Source organism: Bradyrhizobium sp. USDA 4538 (genome assembly GCF_024171045.1).
Lineage (GTDB): Bacteria > Pseudomonadota > Alphaproteobacteria > Rhizobiales > Xanthobacteraceae > Bradyrhizobium > Bradyrhizobium australafricanum.
The window spans coordinates 1,967,580-1,993,245 of the sequence record NZ_JALJZE010000001.1 but is presented as its reverse complement, the minus strand read 5'-3'; the positions used below and the strand labels follow the sequence as shown (position 1 = coordinate 1,993,245).

Here is a 25,666-nt window from a genome sequence, read left to right as displayed (position 1 = left end):
GGGGCTGATGCAGCTCATCGTGAACGGACGGCGCCGTACTTCCGCACTCCGGATGCGACCCAGTCATGTGGCGCAAGAGCATCTAGTTCGCACTTTTCCGCCGCTCGCGCTTGATCCAGGGAAGCGCAGACGAAGGCTAGGCGCCGATGAAGGCCAAATAGTGCTCGACAATCTCATTCATTCGGCCGGAGTGCTCAACAGGCCTTTCCCGCCGCCGACGCGCGACGGACACTGCGCCGGTTGGAGTCACCTCAATACGCCGGCTGTCTGAATATGGTTGAGATCGAGATCGGCATTCTCGTCGCCAATGCCTCGATGGACGTCGACAATTTCCCCGACCTGGTCACCGCGCCGGAGAACGGCGCCATGCCGATCGCGATCGCGTCAAGTGGTTGTACACAACCGAGAAGCTCGCGCAAAATGGCGCTCGACTGTCCGAGGCCCTCAACCAAATCAAACCATCTTCAACGAATCAAAAACCTCTGTGTCGGGGTACTGGTCAGCTTCTCGAAAGCCAACCTTCCTAGCATTCGAACCTGATCTCTAGATGCCGATGCCGCCTATAACTGAACTGATCACGAACCGGGGATACCCGCTGGGTGGTTCGGCGAGGGATTTTGCTACTCATAAGAGCAAGGAGAGCATTATGAATTCCAATCGGATCAACGATGCGGGCTCGCCAGGATCCCAAACTGGTTATGTTTTCAGACAGGAGGATCATAATCTATTTAGGCAAGCCGTGAATGAAGCCAAGTCACTGTCTGCCGCGCCTGTACCGGCGAAGGCTCCGATTTGGAGTTCGAGCGCTCCATACGGGAACTTCTCACGCGATGGCTACTCTTGGAACAACGACGTGTGGGGCAAGGGTGCTGGGCCTCAGACGATTTCGGTGCGTGCAGTCAACCAGTGGAGTGTGTGGTCGAACCAGCCTAATACTGCTGGCATCAAGAGCTATCCGCACGAGGCTTTCAATATCGGGAAACCGCTCAGTTCAATCAACGCTCTGAGCTCGAACTTCAATCAGGATGTTCCGACAAGCGGTGCCTGGGACGTTGCCTACGATATATGGGACAGCTCAAACCAGCATGAGATAATGCTCTGGACGAATTACACTGGAAATCCGGACGGCAGCGGTAACGTCAAACCAATTTCTTACCATTATCGTCAGGATCGTTCCGGGGCAGCGATCCCGGTCTACACCAATGTCGACGTGGGCGGAGCGACTTGGAACGTGTTTGAAGGCTTTAACGGTCACAAGGTCATCTCACTCCTGCGCACTTCGAAGACCAATAGTGGAACAGTGGACATCAAGAGCATCCTGGAGTGGATCAAGTCGAAGGGCTACTTCGGCGATATAAACGTCGGCAGCGTTCAATACGGCGTCGAGGTCACCTCATCCCCAGGGGGAATGAACTTCAATTTCAACAACTGGAGCGTGACCTCAAAGTAAGGATCCGCGTCAGTGAGGTGATGTGAGAGACTTCGGCGGCACGGGGCCGACGCATTATGCAGACCTCAACGGTCACGGTCCATACCACCGTGCAGCCGAAGTCCACAAGTTCCCAAGACGCCACGCTTGACGCTCCGCGACAATCAGATCCAACAAAGCTCTCGCACCCAACAACCTTTGGGCAATCATCGATATCCCGGCTATGCCGCCCGCTATCCTGATCGCTGCGTTCTTCGCGCCAGATCTGCGTGCAATCTTGCTTAGTTCGAACATAGCCAACTGCTCCGCAACAGATCCCGTTAATGCTTAGCCATCCACTTGACGCGAGCGAGATGGGTTATCATAGGCATGGGGAGCACGCTCCGGCTCAGGTTTAGGATCGATGCGCAACACGATCTCGGCGGCTTCTCTCCAGTCGGCGCCTTCCCCGTCTGCGTCTAGGAGACGCTAATAGATGACGACGTGTTCTTGGTCGTTGGGAGCCAGGATCGAATCAGTTGGCGCCGCATCGTTGACATTCGGATCTGAACGACGGATTTTACTGGCAATCTCCAAAAGAAGTAGATCGGTTCAATGACAATCCTCGGCTGTTTCGAGCCTTGAGGAGACCCCGAGCCCCAGTTGGCCGCGCGTGCGTGAGCGGCCGATGCGTATTGGACAACCGAGCCGCGTTCATGCGTTCCTAGCCAGCTATGGGCCGGCGTCTACTGCCCACTGATCCTCTGCCAAAGCCAGAGCGCCACCGCGGTGGGCGAGGAGTTCGCATTGCTGCCACTGGCGCGCAAATTGGCTTCGCGCATCGTCGCAATGTCGATCCGGTCAAGCAGTGGCTTCAGCGCGTCCTGCAACGCGGTATTATGAGCGCGCCGTGGTGCAAGTAGCAGGACCGCATCATAGGGCGGGACCGCGTGCTTGGGATCGGCCAGCGTCACCAGGTCGTATTCCTTGATCCGCCCCTCGCTGCTATAGCCCGCGATGACATCAACGTTGCCGCTCGCCACTGCCGCATACATGAAATCAGGCTGCATCTGTCGTTGCGTACGGAATGAGAGTCCGTAGGCCTTGTGCAGGGCAGTCCATTCCGGGCGCGAGAAGAACTCGTAGTCGCCCGCAATCGACAGCGTCGGCGCGTGCGCAGCCAGGTCGGTGATCGAATGAATGCCGAGTGCTTCGGCGCGCTGCCGCGGCATCACCAGGGCGTAGGCGTTTTCGAAACCGAGCGCGCCGAGCAGGGTGATGTCCTGCTTTGCCAGGAGTTTCTTCAGCTCGGCGAGCAATGCTTCACGCGGCAGCATCTCGCTGCGGTGAAACTGGTTGACCCACAGGGTGCCGGAATAATCCACATAGACGTCGATGTCGTTGGCCGCGAGCGCCTGAAAAATCACGTTGGAACCGAGACCTTCGCGCGTCGAGGCCTGCAATCCCGCGGCCTGCAGACGCTGCTCGATGAGCGCGGAGAGCACATATTGCTCGGCAAAGGTTTTGGCGCCGATGATGTAGGTCGACGGGGCGCGCGAGACCGAAGGGATCAATGTGGCCGCGACCAGTGCGGCGATCCCGACGCTGCCGAGCGCAGTGCGGAAGCGCTTGCGCTCGCCCAATCCGCGTTCGATCAGCGTTAAAAGTTGATCGACCGCTAACGCCAGCAGAGCTGAGGCGACGCAGCCAAATAGCACGAGCACCCAGTTTTGGGTCTGCAAGCCGGCGAAAATGTAATTGCCGAGGCTGGTCTGCCCGATCGGCGTGGACAATGTCGCCGTCCCGATCACCCATACCGCCGAGGTGCGGATGCCGGCCATGATCACCGGCAGCGCCAACGGTAATTCCACCGTGAACAACGATTGCCGCGGCGTCATGCCCACCCCTCGCGCCGCCTCAAGCAACGCGGGATCGACGCCGTTCAGGCCGGTGATGGTGTTGCGCAGCACCGGCAGCATGGAATAGAGCGCCAGTGCCAGCATGGAGGGCAGAAATCCGAATGCGGAAAAGTCGAAGCCGAACCAGCGAAGCGTCAACGACGCAATGGCGAGCAGAAGTGGGTAGAACAGCGCCAGCAGGGCCAGTCCGGGCACGGTCTGGACGATGCTGGCGAGGCCCAGCAGGATGCCGCGGATCACGGCATGATTGCGCGCGAGGATCGCGAGCGGGAGGCTGATCACGAGCCCGAGCGCTAGCGCTGCCAGGCTGACCTGAACGTGGCTGCCAAGATAGTCCGGCAGATGCGCCGCCGCGTCGTGCCAGCGCGGGTCGGACAGGAAGCTCATTCCGTGCTTGCTCCCGGGAGCAGGGCGTTCAGCCGCTCGGCCTGCCGCCTGGGTGTGCTCAACAGCTCCGCCACGTAGGGATCCTTGTTGTTTGCCAGCTCGGCTGGCTGGCCTTGCGCCACAACCCGTCCGGCCCGCATCACCGCGATGCGATCGGCAAGCAACAACGCCTCCGTCATGTCATGGGTGACCATTACCGTAGTCAAACCGAGCCTGCGATGCAGGGCGCGGTACTCCTCGCCCATGGTGTAGCGGGTCAGCGGATCGAGCGCGCCAAAGGGTTCGTCCATCAGCACGATACGGGGACGGGCGGCGAGCGCCCGCGCCACGCCTACACGCTGCTGCTGGCCGCCCGACAATTCATGCGGAAAGCGATCGCGATGGAGGAAGCGATCGAGCTGTACCAGGTCGAGGAGCTGATCGACCTGCACGGCGATCTCGGTGGCGGGCCAGCCGAGCAGTCTCGGTGTGACGGCGATGTTGTCGGCGACGCGCATATGCGGAAAAAGCCCGCTGCTCTGGAACACGAAGCCCATGCGCCGGCGCAAACCCACCGGGTCGACGTTGCGCACGTCCTCGCCCTCCACGATGACGCGGCCGCCGTCGGCATCGAGCAGGCGGTTGGCGAGCCGCAACAAGGTGGACTTGCCGGAGCCGGAGGTGCCAACGATCGCCAGGAATTCGCCCGCGGCAATATCGAGCGAGAAATCGTCGACCGCGTTGACGCGCTCGGCGTCACGACCGCTGGCAAAACTCTTCCCCACATGGGCATAGGTAATCAGCGGTGCGAGTGTCATGGTTGTGCTGGACCAGTGCGCGAGTGTTCCGGATCCGAACTTCGCTTCATTCAGCGGTGGCGCACGTTAGCGAACTTCGAATTCGAAGGACACTAGCAAGTCCATGCGGCCCCACGGCGACACGCGGCAAGACGGTTGGTGGTTTGAGATGTCGAAATTGGTAATGGCGTTACAGTCGTTCCGTACGAAATGTACCGTCGTGACTTCATTCGGGATTGGCTAGCCGGAGGGGCCGTGCCCGTTCGTCCGGGTCGAACAAAGTCTGTTCGCGCAGCGATCGCGAACAATGTGGCGGGGCAAAGGTCTCCAAGGAATGTAGAGGGTTATCTTAATTCTAACCCGACCGACCGCTCCGTAGCAGCTGCCACATGTCTTGCACACTTGGCACGAGCGAGATGGGTTTCGTACGCGCGGCGGGCACGCTACGGTCGCTCGATGACGGGCATGAAGAATTCGGCGGGCCTATCGCGCAGACACTAATTGCAAATTGTAACAGTTGCGCCGCCGAGCACCGACACAGCGAGCGAATTATCTCACTATCAGCTAGCGTGCTGTCTCAGCTACAGATTGGAGCGTTTCGTACAGAGATATTCCTGTCACTAGCTCTGACTTTTGGATGCCGAGCATAGGGGGGCGCCGACGTGAGTGCCTACATCGCCGCACGGTCGGCGGTGGACGCCGGCTCGCAGATCAAGATCACCGTCAGCTTCCGGTCCGTCGAGCCGATCGTCGATTTTGTCAACGCTCGGTTCGAGCAGCCCCTGTCCGCCACTGGGCAGCCCGGATTCTCCAAATTGTCGCCGATCCATTCCGCGATCGGCGAGAAGCCAGGTGTGTGCGCGCTGGACGTTGTAGTTGAAGGCGAAAAGCCCAAGGCCGCCGCGATCCGCGACGCCGAAGCGATCGCGGTAGCCGACCTGTGCGACCGGTTGGTCGGTAATCTGCAGGTCCGCGACCAGCAGACCGGCGAGACAAGACCGTGCCGTTTTGGCGACATCGGCCTATTGGCGCCCGTCGGCACCGAGCTCTGGCGTTTCGAGGAGGCGTTGGAGGATCTCGCAATTCCGGTCTCGACCCAGGCCGGCAAGGGCTTTTTCCGGCCACAGGAGATCCAGGATCTCATTGGGCTGACCCGCACTCTCGCCGACCCGCGCGACACGCTGGCATTCGGGTCGCTGCTGCGTGGACCGCTGGTCGGCCTCACCGAAACCGAACTGCTCGACATCTCAGAAGCACTGCCGTCGGATCCCAACCGGCAAGGCCTGCCGATGCTGACAATCCGGACCGATCCAGAAAGCGTGGGCCACGCGCTCGCCCGAGATGTCCTGATCAAGCTGTCGTCGTTGCGCAAGCGAGCGCGTACCACGATACCATACGCGCTCCTCGCCGATGCGATCGCGGCGTTCCACGTCCGTGCGCAGATCCGGCAGCGGTTCAAGGCCGGCGCCGAGCGGGCGGTCGCCAACGTCGATCTCTTCCTCGACATGGCGCGGGCCTACGATGTTCGCGGCCTGCGGGCGTTCGCGAGCGACATGCGCGCAAACTGGGAGGAAGCGGTGCGTCAGGTCGAAGGCCGGCCCGACGCAGAGCAGGAAGCGGTCTCGCTGATCACGGTCCACGCGGCTAAAGGTCTCGAATGGCCGGTCGTCATCCCGATCAACATGACCGGCACGCCCAACGCCGAAACCGGCTTGGTTCAGGATCGCTCGAAGAACCTGTTCTCGACCCCGATCCTCGGTATCTGCCCGGCGGACCATGCCGACATCGAGGCTCGCGCCGACGAAGAGCAGCGGCGCGAGCGCGTACGTCTCTGGTACGTGGCGGCGACTCGGGCACGCGATCTGTTGATCCTGCCCAGGCACTCCACCACCCTGTCGGACAAGTGCTGGGCAAAACTTGTCGATTTGGGCATTGCCGATCTTCCGGCGATCAACCCAAGGGACGTCGGGACCGCGAAGGTGAGGGGCGTCATGTACCGGGAGAACGGCCAAATCCGCGAGACCTTCGCCGCCGAGGCGACCGCCATATTTGACGCGTGCAAGGCCATAATCTGGCATCGCCCGAGCCGGAGAGAACTTGACCAGGTGGACGAAGCGGAAACGAAGATTGAAAGCGAGGAGACTCCCGAAGCCGCGACCTTGGAGCCGGCCGCCGTTCTCGGCAGTTCGACGCGCGGTACCATCCTCCACAAGCTGATCGAGGAGGTACTGACCGGAGAAGCCGGCGACGCCCAGACCGAGCTCGAAGCGCGAGCCGCCGAACTGATCTGCCAGATGGGGCAAGAGCCGGCGACTGACGCGGAGGTCGGCATCAGCGCCGTTGAACTGGCCGCTACGGTGCGGCGGACGCTCGCCCTTCCTGACGTCGCCAAGCTGCGGCCGCGTCTCGTCCCCGAGCTCCCATTGTTCGGAAGCGACAGCAGCAACGGCGAGGAGGTACTGCTCTCCGGACAGGCCGATGCGGTCGCGTTCGATGACGCCGGAGCCATCGATGCGGTCGTCGATTGGAAAAGCGACGTGGCGCCGGACGCGTCGAGCATCGGCCACTACAGGCAACAGATCGTCGACTATCGGAAGCAGACCAAGGCCAAGCGGGCTCTTCTGGTCTTCATGACTACCGGGCAGGTCGTTGAGGTCGCTTGATCAGGCCAACGAAATTGAACCGCGGCTGCTATTCACCGGGCCGTGGGACCGATCGTCGTCAGGCGCGGCGATGCCCTCGGCCTCCTCGCACTCACCAACGTGTTCGCCGAGACGTTGCACTGGTTTTCCAATCGTGTCCGTGACGCGCGATGGGTCACGATCCTGGCACGGTGTCTTGTGCCATCCCAGCAAGTTATCCTCACGGACCGAACAGGCCAGATGGTACGCTTGGCTCCGGCCGCTCAAGCTCAAGTGGCGCAGCAGAACCCTCTTTCGCGAGATCCGCGACATGATTGTTGCGGTTGACGCGATTTGCCATCTTCTCAGTCGGCTCCGCGAAGCGGGACTTTAGACGCCACGTTGGTCGAGCGAGGCGTGGCGCTCCCATGGTCTGCACCTCGATAGTGGACGCCTGCGGAACTGGTCTGCATCAAGGCTAGTAAAGTCATGTCCTGACGGCCCACACACCGGCGGCTGGCCCGTCAAACATCAGTGCCTCGGCGGCATCACCTGACCAGCGCACTACCGCGAACCAAGCTGGAGCAGGACCATGCGATGTCGATGACGGAAGCCTTCACGCCGGCGCGGTTCCAACAAGATGATTCCTGTCTTACTTCAATCCGGCTAACACCAGACACCATCGGTCACGAGCGGCGACCGCTTGATGCCCCTGCCGCTCAACTTCAAGGGCGCCACGACTCCCGATCGCTAATTGATGGCATATCCGTCAACCTCAAGCTTGGCCGGCCCGCTCACATTCCTGATGAACTCGGTGCAGCAGTGCTCGAGATGTGTCGCAATGCGTTCGGCATTGTGACGGAAGCTGTACGGGCTTTGGAGAGAAGTGTGACTATCCTTATCAAGAGAGAACTGGTCGATCGTCACTCGTGAGAACCGGTCGAGGGTCATCGCGGTTCGTACGACAGCCATGATCTGTCCTCTGCTGAGATGGTATATCCATAGCGGAGCGCTACCTACGCCGTTTCGGCGGTTTTCCTGATTGCTACGCCGCAGATCCGTACGTGGATAGAGGCGGCGCTTGCTACGAGAACGGAGACAAAGGCGCTTCTGTGGTTGAGCAACAAGGCGAAACGCGATGCCTTCACGATGCTTTGCATCGATCCTATGCACCTGCGGTCCGCGTGCGGGGTCTTCTCCACCGATACAATCTTGCCATCTTGGATGAAGGAAAAGGGGCCGGTAGTTAGAGAAGGCACCGGGCTAAGCGCCGCACGCCTATATGAGCGCACATTGCACGGCGCTCACCATACCGAGAACCCAGGATCTCCTGGATAAATTGTTCTCCTCCATGCCGGAGGCAAACGGATGTCTTCTAGGCTGTGTGTTCGCGACGGTGCTTCGATTATGAACCGTTGTGGCGCTTCATGAGCCTCACATGACCTGCCCCTGAATTTTCATCCAGCGGCAGTTAGAGTCTCGGGGGGGTACGCCTTGCGGCGCGGTGGAAACAACGGGCGATCGGCGGAGCTGGTCGGGGTTGCGCAGCCGAGCGCCCGCTGCGGTGAGAGAGGCGGCTTAGGCCGCGGGCGTGAGGTATTGCAGCGAGGAATGGGGGCGTTCGCCATTGTAGTCTGCGCGGCGGCGATCAGGGGGAGACTTCCTACCCAGATTGCCGCGCTACAGGTAACCGATTGGGCACTGACCATTGCAGCAAAAGGGGGAACCGCTGCCGTTGCAAGAGCGCTCGCTGTCGCTAACACAGTCTCTTTCATTCGATAATCGCTTCCCTAAGGTTTGCCCCCAAGCTTCATCGAGCGTCTTGCCGAGTACGCTGCAAGTGACAAAATTGAGTCTCTCGATCAGATCGATCTGCGGAATTGATGGGTCGGACGTCGCTCGGTGGGTTGTCGTCCGATTCACGTCTTTCATTGCTCGAGCATAGCGTTTTCTTGAAACTGATCTGGACGTCCGAACCGGCTTTTTATGGGGCACGTCCGAAGGCAGCCACATCACATTCGGACCGATGTTCATGAGCGATGAAGACGACGCGGAAATCTCTTACCTTTGGTCGGTTGCATTATAGGCCTCAAACCAGCTTCGACGGATTCCACCGCCGTGGCGTGGCTCCCGAGCACGACTGCATTCCCGGTCAGAAGCTCCATCACCGCATATGCTTGTTGGTCCAAGCCCATTCCTAGCGCGTTACCGAACGAATCAGCGGGAGACCGAAAGAGGAACGCGGAGATGACGGTCTCTCGGCTGAACTGAACCGCAAGGGCTCATTTTTTTTAAGCGGCAAGACTAGTCAGCTTTTAGACAGCTCAGCCGTCCTAGAACGAGAATATCCATCCAGACAAGAAGGCTTGACCTCATCCGCCCAATTCGGCTTGGAGAAGGAGCCGGATTTACCCAAGATACTAAGTCGTGTGAGAACCAGATGCCTGAAAATATCTTTGGCCATCATCGCTGCGTCAGAGCAGCCAGCGTTTTCGGCTCTGACAGCTTGAGTGGGCTCCATCATGGCCCGCTTGGCTTCTCGATGGATCACCATGATGAGAGTTAACCTTTGGGGAGGGCGCTCAAGCGCATTTCCTTGATAATGTCATGCGGGAGACGACAATAAATGGATAGAGATTTGTCACAGCTCGACGGTGGTGGCTCTTTCGCGATTTCTGACTCCGAAACGTCCCAGTCCGAAGCCTCAGAACCCGGCTCTCCCCTCGCGGCGCATTGGGACGACGCTCTCACGGAGGCGCTGCCCTCCGCGGCGAACCAAGCCCGGTCGCAGAACCACGCCAATCAAGCGATACCTTGGCCGCCGCAGGGTTGGGATGAGACGATGGGCCTGACCTTTCGCTCCCTGATCAGGCTTCCTGCCCTGCCGATGACCCTTCAAGAACTAAGAGCGGGGAGCAACTTTCTAACCAGCCTGCCCGAGCTTCCAGCCGGACTGCAGAGGCTATGGGTTGGGCGTAACCAATTGACCAGTCTGCCTCAGCTTCCGGCAACGCTTGAAGAACTCAACGTTACATACAACCAGCTGACCAGCTTGCCCAGCCTTCCAGCCGGACTGCGCTTGATGTTGCTTGGACGCAATCAACTGACCAGTCTGCCCACCCTTCCGACGGAGCTCCGGGATCTTTCCGCTCCAAACAATCAGCTGACCAGCCTACCCGCTCTTCCAGCCAATCTTGAGACCCTCAACGTCAGCAATAATCAGCTAACCGAAATGCCTGAGCCTCTTCCCTCGCGTATGGAAATTCTAGATGCGGACGACAATCAGCTGGTCCGGCTGCCGGAACTGCCGGCTGGCCTCGAAAGACTTGATGTCAGCCACAATCAGCTGACGGAGGTACCGGCGAGCCTGCTGCAGCTAAGGAGCAACGCACTGGTCGATTTAAGAGACAATCCACTGCAAGAGCCAGTCCAAAGTGATCTAGCGAGAGCAACTACTGCTGCGGGCTATGCCGGTCCTCGAATCCGTTTCGCGCAGAGCGCGGTCCTGCCAGAAATTCTCCAAAACTGGCTGAGAGAAGACCCAACCACCCTGGCGACATGGCGAGGCTTCGCCGGTGAGCCCGGCGCTCAAGACTACGCTCGATTCCTCGTGCGGCTTGCCGGAACGGTGAACAACCAAAGTGACGAATTTCGGCAGGCCGTCGGCGAGGATCTGCGGCAGGCGGCAGCGAGGCCGCGACTGCGCGAGCTGTTTTTCCAGCTGGCCTCTGATGCGTGCGCAAGCTGTGAGGATCGGGTCACTTTGACATGGAACGGGATGCAGAGCGCGCGGCTCAATGCCGACATCGAGGATGGCCTGTACGACGATCGGCTCCCCGAGTTGCTCCAGCATGCCCGCGTCATGTTCCGTATGGAGGCGCTGGACGGGATAGCGCGCCAGACGGTCAATGAGCTAAATCTCACCCTCCCGGCCGACGAAGTCGAGGTCTATCTGGCCTACCAGAACCAGTTGCGCGAGCCACTGGAACTGCATCACGTAGCCGCCGACATGCGCTTTTTAACCGTCGCTCATGTCAGCAGCGACCACCTTGAGAGAGCGATAGTAACGGTCCGGGAACAGGAAGAGACAGGCTTTGCGGATTATCTCGCTACCCGTTGGCAGCCTTGGGAATCAGTGTTGAGGCGCATTGCGCCCGAAGATCATGCAGCGATGGAGCAGCGGCTCGTCGACGCGATGGACGACGAGTTTCAAACTCGGCTAAATCAACGGCTCCTCGAAGCAGGGCTGATGGGCGACGCCGATGCCGAGCGGACGCTTGGACCTGACATCGTCAACGAGATCGCTCGCGAGATCAAGGGTGAGGTAATGCACCGGGTACTTAGGGCGAATGGCATCGAGCTATAATACACGGTCAAACCCAGGATTGCTGTCGAGAGCTCGGGCGATGACTTAATGACAGCCTTCGCCAAGCCAGTCGGCCTAAGAAGGCCGCTCTCGGCGAGTCCCCAGGTGAATTAGAAAAGAGACGCCTCAGTTTGACGACCGTAACAATGGTTGCGCATTGTCTCGCCCTAATTGTTACCGGATGCTGAGCCGTTGCCTCACGTAAATTGCTCCCTTGGAGCGGGGGCGACGATGGGGTGGCTAAGCATGGCAACGCGGAAGGAACTGACGGCGGCAGGAGGCGCGCGCTATCGGCGTTCGGATCGCGCGAAGAAGACGCGGATATTAGACGATTTCGTCGACATCACCGGATTCCATCGCAAGCATGCGATGCGACTACTTCGAGGTCAGGAAGACGCGCGCCCAAGCCGAAGGGCGCGACGTCGAATGTATAATGAGGTAGAACACAACGCGCTCGTGCTCCTTTGGGAGGCGTCGGACCGGATCTGCGGGAAGCGGCTGAAGGCGTTAATGCCTGGGTTGATTGAGGCGATGGAACGGTGTGGCCACCTCGACCTTGCCCCCGAGATCCGCGACAAACTTTTGGCAATGAGCGCTGCGACGATCGACCGCGCATTGGTGCGGGTCCGAGAAGGATTAGGTCGCAAGCGATCGGCGGCACGCGACGCACTCGTTGCGTCGCAGTGTTCCAATAAGGACGTCGGCAGATTGGAATGATCCGGCGCCCGGATTCGTCGAGGCCGACCTTGTCGCGCATAGCGGTCCATCTGCGCGCGGCAGCTTCATCCAGACCCTCGTGCTCACCGACATTGCTACCGGCTGGACGGAGTGCGCTCCTCTGATCGTGCGCGAACAGACGCTGTTGAGCACGGTGCTGACGGATGCGCGGCGGCGATCAGGGTGAGACTCTCATCCTGATCGTCGCGCTATACCTCCTCCAGCGACTTCAGCCGCTTGGCTTCGGAAGCTTCCATGCCGCCGAACTTGGCCTTCCAATTTTAGATCGTCGCCTCCGAGACCCCATGTTTGCGAGCCAGATCGGCTGTCGTCGCTCCGGCCTCATGCTCCTTCAACACTGCGATAATCTGCTCTTCCGTGAACCTTGCTCGCTTCATCTGTCCGTCCTTGCTCAGGCCGGACTCTAACTCCATCTGGAGGAAATACTCAGGGGCAGGTCACACAGGCAACAACTTCGGCGGTCCGTTTGAGATAGGGGCTGTCGCGTCAATTCGCATGGCTTCGAATGCGATGTTGCCGATCTCTTTGCCCGACCGTTTCAAGTGTCATCCGGCGCATTTTGGGGTTACATCACCAGTCGAGGAACCGAGGTAATATCTATGGGGCTGTACCTTGCCCGCGAGCTCTGCCCGGATGTGTCCCAAAGAATGGGCACTCAGGAAAAAGCGGCAACTATTTGCGTTTGCTTGATCCACGTTGATTGACGGAGCACGCGACGTGATTCGATGATGCGAACACTGGGCAGACGATTTCATGGAGGATATAATTGTAAGGCCCGATGGCGCCCGATACAGACAACGGCGGCTCGGCGACAGGAATGAGAACGGCCCAGTCAGTGCTCTCGCCGGGGCCGTTTTGTTGGCCGAGTGCAGGCCCCACAACTGAGGCGGCCTTACTCTCTGTTGTCTCCATCTGCGCTGATCTCTACGGGCGCGCCGGATCTATCATAGAGGGATTGCCGCAGCTCTGCTAGCCGCGCGTGGCTGAGCAGCGAAGGGCTTTCATTGTGTGCGCAATGCGTGACTATACAAGCTGAAAGCACGAACAGCGGATCGATAAGCGGCCAACTATACTACAGCGCTTAATTTTCGGCCCTGCCACGTGGCTATGTTAATCGATGCGGTCAGGTGTCGGGTCCGACGCCCCGGTCAATTGAGCGGCCCCAGCCTGGGGGCCGCCAACCCGAACGATACGGATTTTCCTCCAGCAGTCGGGGGCGCCTGGACCGGCTGGGGCCCTCAGCCGATGCACTGCCAAGCTGATTGTTCCTCGCCCGTCTGGCGCGCCAAAAGGGAAAAACCAGCAGCTCAATCAGTCGACATTGCGCCCGGCCTCTCGTTCCAGCCGCAGGCTCGACTGCACCCGGTTTAGATAGCCGTAAATGTAAAGCTTGAGGAGCACCGAGGGATGGTACGACGGCCAACCGCCGCCGGATCCGCAATCTCAAAGCCTATCTCAGCCAAACCGAGCGCATCGACAAATACGTCGATCACGCGAACCGGGCTGCTCTCGTCAATCAAGTCATCGAGGCATTCGGGGCAGCAGCGTCCGCTCCCACTGCCTCTTCATGAGCGCCTCACCAAGACTAACGGGGTAATCGTAACAGCAGCCCAGTGTTTCGATGCCAGGACGAGTTGCGGACACTAGCGAGTAAAAAAGCGAGTCAGTAACGAAGCCTTAGGTTGGCACAGCAGATGTAGTGAACTCCACGTAGGGGGGCTGCCAACGTCATCGAAAGCGCGTTCGTGCGCGCCAAGGGACGTCGAACAAGACCGCGCTCACGATGATCTTCAACTCGCGTCGTCTCGGTGGGGCAACCGCTGCCGAAACTCTCCCCCGTGTAAATTCGCCGGCGGAATCAACGTCGCCTGACCGCAAACTCAATCCGAGGCCGCCTGGCGCCTTCCGGCACCAAGATTCGGCGCTAGCTCTTTAACCCACGATAGGTCGCACCTTGGATCGAAAGACAAGTAATCGCAAGTCAGTTCTTCACCCGGTTGTATGTCACGGGCTGCGAAGATTCGACAATGATCGTCTTGATATGTGTTTGGCTGACTGCTGTGATTTATGAAACGGGCATTGTCAGCATTGTACTCTACAACACCATCATCCACATCGCGGTCTCTTGGATAGGCATGCTTGTCAAGTAAAGCTTGAAATGTTGGAGGTAAGGCTTCGTACTGTTCAGGCGTCACGGCAATGTCAACGATTGGATTATGAATCCAAACCAATGTACCTTTAGGTAAAAGAGTAGCAGAGAAAAGTCCGATGCCGCCAAAGTGGTCTGGCTTCAAAATGGTTTCAACAATCAACACTGAAATATCTCCAAAAGTGACTAACACCCAGCAAGCTAACTGACCTAAGTCCCGCAAATCTCCTGTAAGAATTGGTAGGGTCGTTTAATCGCGCCTCCGCCACAATTTCGATTTTTCTTCGATCTCTGCATTCGTTTCGGCGCTGTAACTGTCGGATCAGCATCTCGGCGAACTGGGCGAGCGTCAGCGGCGTAGTTGGGAGGATCTATGCACTGCTCTCAGAGGTTTCTGCGACTATCTCCCTCAAAAGAATAAGAAGGACATTGCTGGCCGGCTTTCCACGGAGGCGCTGGATGTCAAGAGCTACAACCAGGACACTGGTGTGGGCGGCAACGTCGGCGCAGCACTGGCTCAGCTGCGGAAGTCGTCGGTCGGCGCTAAAGCGATGGCGATCGCGCCCGGTATCCTGACCATTGCTGATCCCGAAGATACGGCACTGATAGACTCGGGGCGGATCGATGACGCCGCAGACCGGCGTTGGCCAGAGGAACTGCGGAAGGCTACGACCAGGATGTGCATCTGGGCTGACGGACCACCAGACCCGTCGTCATCAGTTGCCACCAGTTCAGTCGACCGGGGTTTCAATGGGACGCAGGAAGCAGCCTCTTTACTCCGAGGATGCTTCCCTTGTTTCGGGGCTTGAGGAGGGCCTTACGAAGGGCAATGCCGCCAAACGTGCCGTCAAGAACACCGTAGGTTTTTCTTCGCAGCTTTGGCGGCCGGCTCTCCAATAACAAGGAGGTGATGGCCGTTCGGCTGAACGATGAGTCGCTGAGCGACGATGCGTGCAAGTTGATCGGGACGGGTAGCGATCATCTGCACCGCCCACAAGGTCGCCAAGCTCGCAAGACTCGCTGGAGCAAGCTATCGTCCATTAGCAAGCCCGATACCAGAGCTATCTGGACGGGCTCCTAGCGTCGGGGGTGTACGTCGGCGTCTCCATTCGTGGTTGATGGATGAGCCGAACGTCATTGGGCCCTCCAGGCCCCACGATGGCGATGTAGCGCTCGCCGCGAATGTCGTATTGTTTTACCGGCTGCGCCGCGTCTGGCAAGAGACCCCAGCGGCCGAGCTTCGAGAGCATCGTGTCCGGGGCGGGTTGGGTGCCGTGCGAAAAATCCTCGGGAACGGCGAATGATGCAGCATAAATCTCGCGGACCGCCGGGGATGTCCTCTCAGCCCTGGCGGACGCCGAGGCGGCTTGATCCATCGACCGTCCAAGCAGCGCTGGCGAGGCCCGATTCGCCGGCCGTGCACTGGGCTGCGGAACGCTTTCCGGCCGAGAGCCGAGACGAATGCCAGCGCCTGGCGAATTGAGTGGGGTGCTTCGCCTCATCTCCGCCGCGGGCACGAACAGCGCAGTGTAGCGGTCATTGTGAACCACGAAACGGGTGGGTCGGCTGTCCTGGCTCGGCGGGACGCTGCTACCGTCAAGGGCAGCCGGCGTGTGCTGGTCGCCGTGCCGCGAGTTAAAGGAACGAACGGCCTCTCCTAAATCCAAGTCTTGGTGATGGCGTGCGGTTGGCTCGCGAGACGACGATGGGCCGGCGTCTTCCATCATCGCCCACAGCATATCCTGATCGTAACCTTCCGCAGGAAGGACGAACGTCGAACCGACCGCTGGCCCGAAAGGCGACGGTGCGCCGGCGTCCTCCATCAGCACAGGAGCGACTGAATTGCCGGACTCGCTCAGCTGGCGCCCAATGGCATCCCCTTCCGGCTGACCTAGCGTCCTCTGCCTCTTCGCAGGCCTCAACTGCCCCGCGTAATCCTCACCCATGAGGACCTCGTGCCTTTTAAGGGGGGAGCTCCTGGTCAGTTCGTTAGGAGCCGGCTGGTAGCTATCGCTCCAGCTGAAGTGATGCACGGCTTCTCCGGGATCCGGTGCCTGGTGATCGCGCGCGGTTGGCATGAGAGACGATGCTCGGATGGCTTCGCCCATCATCCCTCCCAGCGGATCCTGATCGTGATGTTCTGCAGTCAGCTCCTTCGGCCAACTTAAAGCTTCCCGCGGCGCGTTGTGCTGCGCAGCGGCGTCCCCGAGGCGTCTGGTAACTGCGTCTTCGGGATGAGGACCGCGGGCCCTATGGTGCCCAAGTTCCAACGCCTCGGTGAGTCTACGGTCTTCGTCAGACAGATGAGGATAGTAGTGATCTGGAATAGGAACCCTTGCGACGGCACTGGTATCGAGCTGCGGCACCTCATCCAAGTACGGCTCAAACTCCGCTTGCTGCTGTTGTAGCTCCGCGGCGTTGTGAGCAGCGCGATTTTGGTTGAATGAGTTGATACTGTTAAATGGGTCCATGTCCCCTCGAGTCCGTTCGCAATCGCGCGCAGATAGTGTCGCTCTCTGATTATGCTCTACTAGGATCAGCTGTCGACAAGCTGACGCGCTTAGAGACTTAAGAGAGCCAAATTGGCCAGCCCGACTGCCACACTCACCCGAGGGACGCGACCCGCTGCGGGCACACTACCAGCGGCTGTTCAACTATCAGTGGAGCTATACAGCCGCAACGTTATCTCATAAGCTCATCAAGCGCGCCGAAGACGCGGGATTACCTGGCGGTCCGCAGTTTCGTGGGACGCTCTTTCGCAGCGTCGGTAGCCGAGGCGGGAAGCCCCCGAAAAGTTGGCCGTCGGTCGCATTCCTTTCCTCACTTGTCGGCTTCTGGAAAGCCGCACCTGCCAAGATCAAACTGAATGTCCCATGCGCGAGGGGAACAGATGAACATCGATCCACCAAACGCATTAGGACCCTTGACCCAGAAGCAGCGGACGCAGCAACAGCCGGGCGGCCCTTCAAGCGCACAAACCAGCTCACCAGCACATCCGTCGCCGGATCAAGCGGACTTTGAGCAGCAGCTGAGCGAACTGCGGTCACACCGAACATCGGATTCAGCCGCCGCTTCGATCGATTGCCGGGTTGGATCACCCTCGACCCTGACGAGGGGCAATCGAAGAGCGTGCGCCATCCAGGAAAGCGAGCGGTGCCCGGCCGAATCCTTCGTCAGGGGGCGCGCTGAACTTGCCGCATCGCTAGCCGGAGCGAGCGTTAAGGCGCTGAAGAACGAGATCAAACTCGCTGCGCAGCGAGCCGCACAGTGGCCACGAACCACCGGATCTTATGCCGGCAGCGTCGAAGTCGACCGCATTTTCGACGATGTGGTGGCATCATCGTATCTGCCGCTGCATCGTTTTCAGAACGAGGACATCGATTGTGAGCCTATTCTAGACGAGGAGGTGAGTGCCATCGCGCATGTGCGTTCCCTAGCGGGTTTGCGTGCTCAGGCTAGCCCGCATGTTTATAAGGCTGCTATCTGCTCGGACGACGAAAGGGAGGACGAAATTGATATGGCGCGTCTCGCGGCGTGGCACACGAAAGGCGTTACAGAGAGTGCTTTTGTGTCATTGTCCCAGACCCCCTCGCGACTGCTCCTTTCAAAGGACCACAGCGAGAATGGCGCGAACGCAATTGCAAGGAACGCGAAGAAGCTGCACACTTATACGGTACCAAGCGTCACCGCCTGGCCGATCAGAAAGATCAACGATATTCTAGAGCGTGGGCATGCTCCCGGAGATGAGGAGCTGCGAGATTGGTTAGGGGGAATACCGCGCGAGGAGACCGAGGTCTTGTTTCTGGGCGGCAATCTAGCTGATTATTGGACAGCCAGCGTGGATAATCCGAACATTGCTAGCACACCGCAAGATCGTATGCCGATCAAGAAAGCAAGGATCACCTTCGATACGCCCGAGATGATGACGGGCTCTCGAGCTCATTGCTCATCCGATTCCGGCCACTGACCCTCTCAGTCCTGACGAGCTATCGACTGCGGTCGGATCGCACGCGACCGGCGCCCCTGCTTTCAGATATTTGAAAGTCAGCGTGCCGAGCGCTTGCGCATCCGGTCCGAAGGCCGGGACCCTCGTCGGGTCGATAGCCCAAGTCAACGAAAGCGATCATGCTTCGCCGATAAGGACCTGTTTCACGGAACCGACCGTGATGCTGTCTTACCCACCAGGTGCGTCGTAGGCACCAAGCGTGAATTTGCGTCTTACCCAATGTTACCCAACGCTGGTTTGAAAACCAGCTCAAGGCAGAAAAATGACGGATTAGCATCCCTTCACCGCGCCCCCGGACGACGAGGGCGCGTGGGTTTACGGGCCAAAGAGCCTAGGAGGGAATGATGACAAGGAAGCTCGCCGCTTTTCGCGGTTATTGGATGAGCCTTGCCCGAAGCGTTCTCATCTGCTGCACGGTTTTGGCTGAAACGGGCATGATATTCACCCAAGCCAGGGCGGACGAGATCAACTGGCGCCAGTTTGAAGGCGCGTCGATTGTCTGGGCCTATGACATTCATCCGTATGCCGACGCGGTCGCAGCCCAGTTGCCGGAGTTCGAGAAGCTCACGGGCATCAAAGTGACGCCCGAGCTTTATCCGGACGATGCCTACTGGAATAAGTTGACAATCCAGCTCAGCACCAAGTCAACGAGCTGGGACGTGGTGGGGACGGGCATCCAACCAGCATGGGATCTTGCGCCGGGTCAATTGCTTGAGCCGCTCGACAATTATCTGAACGATCCGAGACTTACGGCGGCGGGGTACGACTATCAGGATTTCTTTCCTGCACTTCGAGATGCGCTGACCTGGAAGGTCAAAGAGGGGCAGATCGAGCCGGGAAGTGGACAGGTCTGGGCCATTGCGCATGGCTTTGAGAACATCCAGCTGCTCTACCGCAAGGACATCCTCGACAAGTACGACGTTAAAGTCCCAACGACTCCTCCGGAGATGTCCGCGGCCTGCGAAAAACTGAAGGGCGCGGATCCCGCGATCACACCCCTTGGCGTGCGCGGCGTGCGATTTTGGAGCAGCATCCACACGGCCGCGATCTCGATCGTCAGGTCCTATGGGGTGCATGATTTCGTCCTCAAGGATGGCAAGACGGACACTGGCCTCGACTCGGCGGAGTCGATCGCGTTCCACAAGGACTATGTGGACATGATCAAGAAGTGCGCGGCTCCGTCGTTTGCGAACGACAATTGGTACCAGGTGGTCGATGGCATCAGTTCGGGACGCACGGCGATGGCGATCGATCTCAATATGTTCGGCTTTTGGAATGACGTGGCCGGCAAACCTGGCTCGGGGAAGATCGCATTCGCGCCTCCGCTGCGCGCTCCTAACAGCAAGAATTTCGAATCCAACATCTGGATCTGGTCTCTTGCGATGAATGCCGCTTCAAAGAAGAAGGGGGCAGCCTGGCTGTTCATCCAATGGGCAACGTCAAAGCAGGTCGAACTGAACGGAGCCGTCGCTGCCAAGCTCGTCAACTCTCCGCGTGCCTCTACCTGGAGTGACAAGGCTTGGCTCGAATATGCGGCAAAGCCTGAGTTCAATAACTTCGTGGACACGTTCAAGACCGTGCAGGATAGAGCAAAACTCGCATTTACAGCTCGTGTTGGCTTTGCAGAAGCAATGAACGCTTGGGCCGTCGCTATGCAAAAAATGGTCAACGGAGCTGACGTGAAGGCCACGCTGGCTGATCTCGCTTCCGAGATCCGCTCGTCCATGTGAAACGCGCTGGCGGCGAGCAACATCGCCGCCCTGCATTTTAAAGATGAACTGAGATGGACATCCGAGGATCCCGCGGGCTCGTGACGCTGCAGTCTTCGACCAGTCAACTTGCATCGCCAAAACGCAAGGCGGTCAGCGTGCAAGATCCGCGCTTTGATTGGTGGAGCGTTGCCGCAATCACCCCCGCTATCATCGTACTTCTTGGCTTTCTTATCTTGTTTTTCTATGGCGTGTTTCAGTCGCTGACCGATCTCAAATTCGGCCGGCCTTTGGTTCACTTCATCGGCCTCAACAACTTCGCGGCATTGATCAAGACAGGAGATTTTTGGAATAGCGTTCGTGCCACTCTTGTTTACGCCGGATCGGCGGTGCTTGCGCAAGCCGTATTGGGTCTGGCGCTTGCCAAGCTGTTTGCAACTGACGTCTTCCTGGCGCGCGTGATGCGGCCCGTCATTCTCCTGCCGCTCGTCCTGCCTCCGATGAGCGTAGCGCTCATGTGGACGACAATGATGGACCCGCAAAATGGAATCATGAACTACCTGCTCTCCCTGGCAGGCATAGGCAGATTTACATGGATTTCAGATCCAAACAGCGCGATGTTCTCACTCGTCCTTATTGACGTTTGGACCTATACGCCATTCTTCGCCCTAATCATCTTCGCCGGTCTTCAGGGCATCAATGAAGAGGTCAAGGAGGCCGCGCGTGTAAATGGCGCGAAGGGCTGGGCAACCTTCCGGCACATCGAGTTGCCGCTGATTGCGACATACATCCTGATCGCCGCCGTGTTTCGGCTGATCGAATCCCTCAATCAGTTCGACATCATTTTTGGGACAACGCAAGGTGGCCCTGGAAATAGCACCTCCGTACTTTCGGTGCGAGCTTACGTTACCGCGTTCCAGAATCTCGCCTTTGGGCGTGGTGCCGCACTTATGGTCGTCAATTGGATGATCGTGTTAATCGCAACGTTTGCCAATGGTGAAGCTATGGCGCCTCGTTCGGCAGCGCGTAAGCTGAGGATGCAACCCATGCGATTGAAGCGCTCCACCTCCGTCAATGTGCTTCTGAACCTGCTCGTCGGCATTTGCGCATTGATCTTGGCCTTTCCACTTGTCTGGATCGCCATGATGTCGCTGAAGCAGCAGGCTGAAGTGATGACTTGGCCGCCAACCTTCCTGTTCGTGCCTACGCTGGAGAATTTCCGTGTCCTGTTTGATGTCAGCCAGGCCGGAGCGACCAGCTATGGCACCATCAAAGTCGACTTCCTAACGCCGGTCACGAACAGCGTCGTCATTGCGCTGGGCTCCGTAATCATCGCGCTGCTCATTGGAGTGCCAGCCGGCTACGTCCTAGCCAGGCGAGACATACCTTTCAAGGAAGACATTGCCTTCTTCATTTTGGGCTTCCGCTTTGCCCCCGTCCTTTTGGTCGTCATCCCGCTCTTCAGCGTCTTTCAGACGATTGGATTGTATGACACCTATATCGGGATGATCTGGGTCTACCAAGTCGTTACATTGCCGATGATTGTTTGGCTGAGCCGGTCCTATATCGAAGACATCCCGAAAGACATCGAGGAGGCAGCTGCCATGGATGGCGCCAAACCGGTCCGAGTGGTGCTGCACATCGTGCTACCGCTTTTGAAACCCGGCCTGATCGGGGCCTCGTTGCTCATCTTCCTGCTTGCTTGGCACAACTTCGCCTTAGGTCTGATCCTCACTTCGACCAAGGCGCCGGTAACGGTCGCTCTTCTCAAGCTGCTCAATCCAGGCGTGCAATTCTACCCGGTCATGGCCGCAGGGCTGGTCGTGACGATGATCATTCCCGTCATTCTGATCGTAATCGGTCAGCGTCACCTTGAACGCGGCCTAACCTTCGGTGCCGTAAAATGAGCGTCCGGCCATTAATGTTCTTCGGAACGACGAATCTCGATCTGTGCTTCAATGTCGAGCGGCTTCCAACACGGGGTGAAAGCCTGATGGGTACGGTGAGACGTCACCCTGGAGGAAAGGGCGCGAACCAAGCCGTCGCGGCCGCCCGCCTCGGCCTAAAACCACACTTCTACACGCATCTCGGTGATGATGATGCCGGTCAGTCGCTTTTAAAATCGCTCATGGAAGCCGGCGTTTGCACTGATGCAATTACGATCTGTACAGGCGAAGTCTCGGGCTTGGCCGTGGTTATGGTCGCTGACGACGGCTCCAACATGATCGTCATAGACCCAGGCGCCAATTCGAAGGTGGCGCCGGACATGATCGAGAGCGCAATCAAATTCATAGAGCGCGATACAATCGTCGTCGCAGAAATGGGGATGCCGATCCCCGCGCTCAATCGGCTGTTCGAGATGAAGCTTAAGAAGGGCTTCGAGCTTATTTTCAACCCAGCCCCGGTGAGGCCAGGTCTGCCACCGGCCGCCTGGAGAAACGTTGACTTCGTCACGCCGAACCAGACGGAAGCTTTCGAGCTGACGGGCATCAAGGTGTGCGACTTCGATAGCGCCGCGCGCGCGGCGGGGAAGCTGCTTGACCTCGGGCCCGGTGCCGCGCTGATCACGCTCGGGGCGCAGGGAGCATATTACGCTGATGCCACGCGCTCCTTTGCTCTTCGGGCGTTCCCCGTCAAGGTCGTCGATACCACGGCCGCAGGCGATGCCTTCAACGGGGCATTCGCAGCGTCGCTCGCTCAGCGGCTGCCTCTAGAGGAAGCAGTGAGAAGGGCGCTAGCGGTGGCTGCCTTATGTGTAACACGGCGCGGTGCTCAAAGCTCAATGCCGACTGCCCAGGCAGTTGACGAGTTTTTACAGTCTCAAACGATCTTGGAGTTGGAATGACCGTACAGTTCTCAGTTGCAGACCGAACGGTGCTCGTCACCGGGGCAGGTGGCGGTATTGGTTCTGCCATTGCGAATGCATTTCGCCAGGGAGGCGCGAACGTCGTCGCCACCGATGCCAATCTAGAGAACCTCAGAGATACTCTGCCAAGACTGCCCTATGGCAATGGCATACTGCCCATGGCTATGGACGTCGCGCGCGAGGAAGACGTCGGTAGGGTCCTCGAAGAAATCGCCAGGCACTTTGGCCGGCTGGACGTGCTGGTCAATAATGCAGGCATAAAATCTGCCCAGCCGCTGCTCAGCGGCAGCGCTGAAAAAATTGAACGTACGATCCAGATCAACTCGATCGCCGTCCTGCGCTGTTCGAAATTGGTCGTTGAGCGCTTCATGAAAAGCAAAGGCGGACGCATTGTCAATGTGGGCTCCTCGCTGTCATCGCAAGGTGCAGTTTTCAACTACCAGGCCGGCGGGGGTGACTATTGCCTTTCAAAGGCAATCGTTCACGACATGACCAAACTACTTGCCTATGAATGCGCGCCCCTCAGCATCAACGTGAATGCGATCGCGCCTGGCATCATTGATACTCCCATGCACGGTCGCCCGCGGGAGGAGACCGAAGCTCGCCATGGTGGCCGGATCCCATTAGGACGGGTTGGAGTGCCTGAGGATATCGCAGGGCTAGCCGTCTTCCTCGCGAGTCCTGCGGCTTCCTACATGACAGGACAGATCGTTCACGTGAATGGCGGGATGCTGATGAATGGCTAGCCCAAGCTCTCATCTTGACTGGCCGTCAGTCGCTGGGATCATTTCGGATCTCGATGGCGTCCTCTATCGCGGAGATGCCGCAATTGTCGATGCCATAGAAGCATTTACGCGTTGGCGGGCGGCCGGACTGCCCTTCTGTTTCGTGACAAACAATTCGACCCACACGCCGGAGGACGTCGCCCGCAAATTGCAAGCATTTGGCCTTACAATCGTGCCGAACGAAGTGGTTACCAGCGCGATCGCGGCCGCAGAACTCGCGCGCGCGAAGTACCCGGACGCGAGCCGCGTATATGTCATCGGCGCGACCTCGCTTGTGAATGCGGTCGCCGCGGTAGGTCTGGACGTGACTGACCAAGAGCCGGAGATCGTGGTGATGGGTCTCGATCGCCACATCACACATGAGAAGATGCGGATTGCGATTGAGGCGATCTTGAACGGTGCCGCCCTCATCGGCACAAACCCCGATCTCCTCTTGCCAACCGCTAATGGATTCGAACCGGGAGCAGGAGCAATAATTACGGCTGTGGCTACTGCTACCCAGGTCAAGCCGCTGATCGTTGGTAAGCCCGAGCCGCACATGATCGAAACGGCGCTTTCCCGCCTAGGGACGGTGCGCAGCGCCACACTGATGATCGGTGACCAGGTTGCGACGGATATTCAGGCCGGTAAGCGAGCTGGCCTTCCGACCGTGCTGGTCACGACCGGCGTTCCGCCCCGAGAGAATCCTTCCCTGGCACGACCAGATTTCATCGTATCGAGCCTGGCGGAGATTGAGATCCCGGCCGTGGTTGGAAGCCCGCGACAGAGGAGAGCGTGATGGCCGACGTTCGTCTAGAAGGTGTCAGCAAGGCCTACGGGACTATCCAGGTACTGCGGAATATCGACCTCGCAATCGACCATGGCCAATTCGTCGTCTTCGTTGGGCCATCCGGGTCGGGTAAGTCGACGCTGCTGCGCATGATCGGAGGGCTGGAGCGAATTAGCGATGGACGGCTGCTGATCGATAACGAGGTCGTCAACGACGTTGATGCGGCTGATCGTAACCTTGGCATGGTGTTTCAGAGCTACGCTCGCTCTCTATCCGCATATGACTGTCCGCGAGAATCTCGCCTTTCCTCTCCGCATGGCGAAACTTAGTAAAGCCGACATTGATGCCAGGGTTGCCCAGGCTGCATCGCTGTTGCAAATGGATCACCTCCTGGGTCGTAAACCTCGACAACTGTCCGGCGGGCAGCGGCAGCGCGTGGCAATTGGCCGCGCCATTGTGCGTGAGCCAAAGGTGTTTTTATTCGATGAGCCGTTGTCCAACCTGGATACGGAATTGCGCGTCCAAATGCGGGTTCAGATTGCCAAGCTTCACAAGCAGCTTGGCAACACGATGATTTATGTGACGCACGACCAAATCGAAGCCATGACCATGGCTGACAAGATCGTCGTGCTCAAGGAGGGCGTTGTCGAGCAGGTGGGGAGCCCGCATGATCTCTACCACAATCCGGCGTCCCGGTTTGTCGCGGGATTCATCGGCTCGCCCAAAATGAATTTCCTAGGCGGCAAGGTCGAAGCAGCGCATGAGTTGGGCATGGAGGTTCGACTGGATGCGGGTGCGCTGGTCTGTGTCCCCGTGGAGGCGGACAAATCGCTGATCGGCAAGCCGATCACGCTTGGCATAAGGTCCGATGATTTCTCCTCATCGTCCGCAGAGAAGGATATCGCGATCGACCTCGATCTCGATTTCGTCGAGCATCTCGGCTGCGTCACTTACGTTTATGGCAACGCCGGAAAGGAGGCAGTCGTGGCAAAAGCGGCAAAGCCTGATCCGCTCAAAAACTCCGGAAAAGTTCGTCTTGCGGCTTCCCCGCCGACTGCCATCTGTTCAAGACGAACGGAAAAGCTCTGCGGCAGTTGCATGCGCCCGCAAATTGGAGCTAATTTTAGTTAGTCGCCAAAAGCGAACGCGGTCTATAGCCACGGGCGG

The 25,666-nt window shown here is 58.7% G+C and carries 15 protein-coding genes and 5 pseudogenes; 13 read left to right on the top strand and 7 right to left on the bottom strand.

Annotated elements, in window-relative coordinates:
- The first annotated feature begins 273 nt into the window (after nucleotides 1-273).
- Both J2R78_RS08745 and J2R78_RS08740 read left to right on the top strand, forming a co-directional pair.
- Nucleotides 274-540: a hypothetical protein gene (locus J2R78_RS08745; protein ID WP_141713300.1), complete on the top strand. Its 267-nt coding sequence runs from the start codon at nucleotides 274-276 to the stop codon at nucleotides 538-540.
- A 106-nt stretch (nucleotides 541-646) separates the two neighbouring features.
- A complete protein-coding gene (locus J2R78_RS08740) occupies nucleotides 647-1,450 on the top strand; it encodes a glycosyl hydrolase (RefSeq protein WP_069276462.1) in 804 nt (267 codons plus the stop codon).
- Nucleotides 1,451-2,154: 704 nt separating this feature from the next.
- Here the strand turns inward: J2R78_RS08740 and J2R78_RS08730 are convergent.
- The gene (locus tag J2R78_RS08730; RefSeq protein WP_069276319.1) at nucleotides 2,155-3,714 is read right to left on the bottom strand and encodes an ABC transporter permease/substrate-binding protein; all 1,560 of its coding nucleotides are present in this window, start codon (nucleotides 3,712-3,714) and stop codon (nucleotides 2,155-2,157) included.
- Entirely contained in the window at nucleotides 3,711-4,511 is an 801-nt protein-coding gene (locus J2R78_RS08725) for an ABC transporter ATP-binding protein (RefSeq protein WP_253603928.1), read from the bottom strand. The genes J2R78_RS08730 and J2R78_RS08725 overlap by 4 nt, the downstream gene beginning before the upstream one ends.
- Nucleotides 4,512-5,152: 641 nt before the next feature.
- Between J2R78_RS08725 and J2R78_RS08720 the strand changes: the two genes are divergently transcribed.
- Nucleotides 5,153-7,153: a 3'-5' exonuclease gene (locus tag J2R78_RS08720; protein WP_253603926.1), complete on the top strand. Its 2,001-nt coding sequence runs from the start codon at nucleotides 5,153-5,155 to the stop codon at nucleotides 7,151-7,153.
- A gap of 555 nt (nucleotides 7,154-7,708) precedes the next feature.
- Nucleotides 7,709-8,044, top strand: a complete 336-nt coding sequence (locus J2R78_RS08715; RefSeq protein ID WP_141713301.1) for a hypothetical protein — start codon at nucleotides 7,709-7,711, stop codon at nucleotides 8,042-8,044.
- 524 nt (nucleotides 8,045-8,568) lie between these two features.
- On the opposite strand, the pseudogene J2R78_RS08710 reads toward J2R78_RS08715, so the two are convergent.
- A pseudogene (locus J2R78_RS08710) lies at nucleotides 8,569-8,749 on the bottom strand (IS3 family transposase); the annotation flags it as partial.
- Between the two features lie 988 nt (nucleotides 8,750-9,737).
- Here J2R78_RS08710 and J2R78_RS08705 point away from each other — a divergent pair.
- Complete coding sequence (locus J2R78_RS08705) at nucleotides 9,738-11,477, top strand: NEL-type E3 ubiquitin ligase domain-containing protein (protein WP_069276325.1); 1,740 nt, start codon at nucleotides 9,738-9,740, stop codon at nucleotides 11,475-11,477.
- 231 nt (nucleotides 11,478-11,708) lie between these two features.
- Nucleotides 11,709-12,372, top strand: a pseudogene (locus J2R78_RS08700) (ISNCY family transposase); the annotation flags it as partial.
- Nucleotides 12,373-12,409: 37 nt separating this feature from the next.
- On the opposite strand, the pseudogene J2R78_RS08695 reads toward J2R78_RS08700, so the two are convergent.
- From J2R78_RS08695 to J2R78_RS08680, 4 genes and pseudogenes are all read right to left on the bottom strand, one after another.
- Nucleotides 12,410-12,592 (bottom strand): annotated as a pseudogene (locus J2R78_RS08695) (transposase); the annotation flags it as partial.
- A gap of 937 nt (nucleotides 12,593-13,529) precedes the next feature.
- Nucleotides 13,530-13,735: pseudogene (locus J2R78_RS08690) on the bottom strand (IS5/IS1182 family transposase); the annotation flags it as partial.
- A 360-nt stretch (nucleotides 13,736-14,095) separates the two neighbouring features.
- Nucleotides 14,096-14,530, bottom strand: a complete 435-nt coding sequence (locus J2R78_RS08685; RefSeq protein WP_081334933.1) for an SET domain-containing protein — start codon at nucleotides 14,528-14,530, stop codon at nucleotides 14,096-14,098.
- Nucleotides 14,531-15,425: 895 nt separating this feature from the next.
- Nucleotides 15,426-16,835 carry a hypothetical protein gene (locus J2R78_RS08680; protein ID WP_253603924.1) on the bottom strand — a complete coding sequence of 470 codons (1,410 nt, stop codon included), beginning with the start codon at nucleotides 16,833-16,835 and terminating at the stop codon, nucleotides 15,426-15,428.
- Between the two features lie 419 nt (nucleotides 16,836-17,254).
- Between J2R78_RS08680 and J2R78_RS08675 the strand changes: the two genes are divergently transcribed.
- The 7 genes and pseudogenes from J2R78_RS08675 (at nucleotide 17,255) to J2R78_RS08640 (ending at nucleotide 25,620) form a co-directional block, all read left to right on the top strand.
- Nucleotides 17,255-18,331 carry a hypothetical protein gene (locus J2R78_RS08675; RefSeq protein ID WP_253587991.1) on the top strand — a complete coding sequence of 359 codons (1,077 nt, stop codon included), beginning with the start codon at nucleotides 17,255-17,257 and terminating at the stop codon, nucleotides 18,329-18,331.
- 383 nt (nucleotides 18,332-18,714) lie between these two features.
- The gene (locus J2R78_RS08670; protein WP_253636006.1) at nucleotides 18,715-20,100 is read left to right on the top strand and encodes an extracellular solute-binding protein; all 1,386 of its coding nucleotides are present in this window, start codon (nucleotides 18,715-18,717) and stop codon (nucleotides 20,098-20,100) included.
- A gap of 80 nt (nucleotides 20,101-20,180) precedes the next feature.
- Nucleotides 20,181-21,986: an ABC transporter permease subunit gene (locus tag J2R78_RS08665; RefSeq protein ID WP_253603920.1), complete on the top strand. Its 1,806-nt coding sequence runs from the start codon at nucleotides 20,181-20,183 to the stop codon at nucleotides 21,984-21,986.
- The gene (locus J2R78_RS08660) at nucleotides 21,983-22,924 is read left to right on the top strand and encodes a ribokinase (RefSeq protein WP_253603918.1); all 942 of its coding nucleotides are present in this window, start codon (nucleotides 21,983-21,985) and stop codon (nucleotides 22,922-22,924) included. Before J2R78_RS08665 ends, J2R78_RS08660 begins: the two co-directional genes overlap by 4 nt.
- Nucleotides 22,921-23,691 (top strand): SDR family NAD(P)-dependent oxidoreductase, encoded by a 771-nt coding sequence (locus J2R78_RS08655; RefSeq protein ID WP_253603916.1) that lies wholly within the window; start codon nucleotides 22,921-22,923, stop codon nucleotides 23,689-23,691. The genes J2R78_RS08660 and J2R78_RS08655 overlap by 4 nt, the downstream gene beginning before the upstream one ends.
- Nucleotides 23,684-24,508, top strand: a complete 825-nt coding sequence (locus tag J2R78_RS08650; protein WP_253603914.1) for an HAD-IIA family hydrolase — start codon at nucleotides 23,684-23,686, stop codon at nucleotides 24,506-24,508. The genes J2R78_RS08655 and J2R78_RS08650 overlap by 8 nt, the downstream gene beginning before the upstream one ends.
- Nucleotides 24,508-25,620: pseudogene (locus tag J2R78_RS08640) on the top strand (ABC transporter ATP-binding protein). The gene J2R78_RS08650 and the pseudogene J2R78_RS08640 overlap by 1 nt, the downstream one beginning before the upstream one ends.
- Nucleotides 25,621-25,666 lie beyond the last annotated feature (46 nt).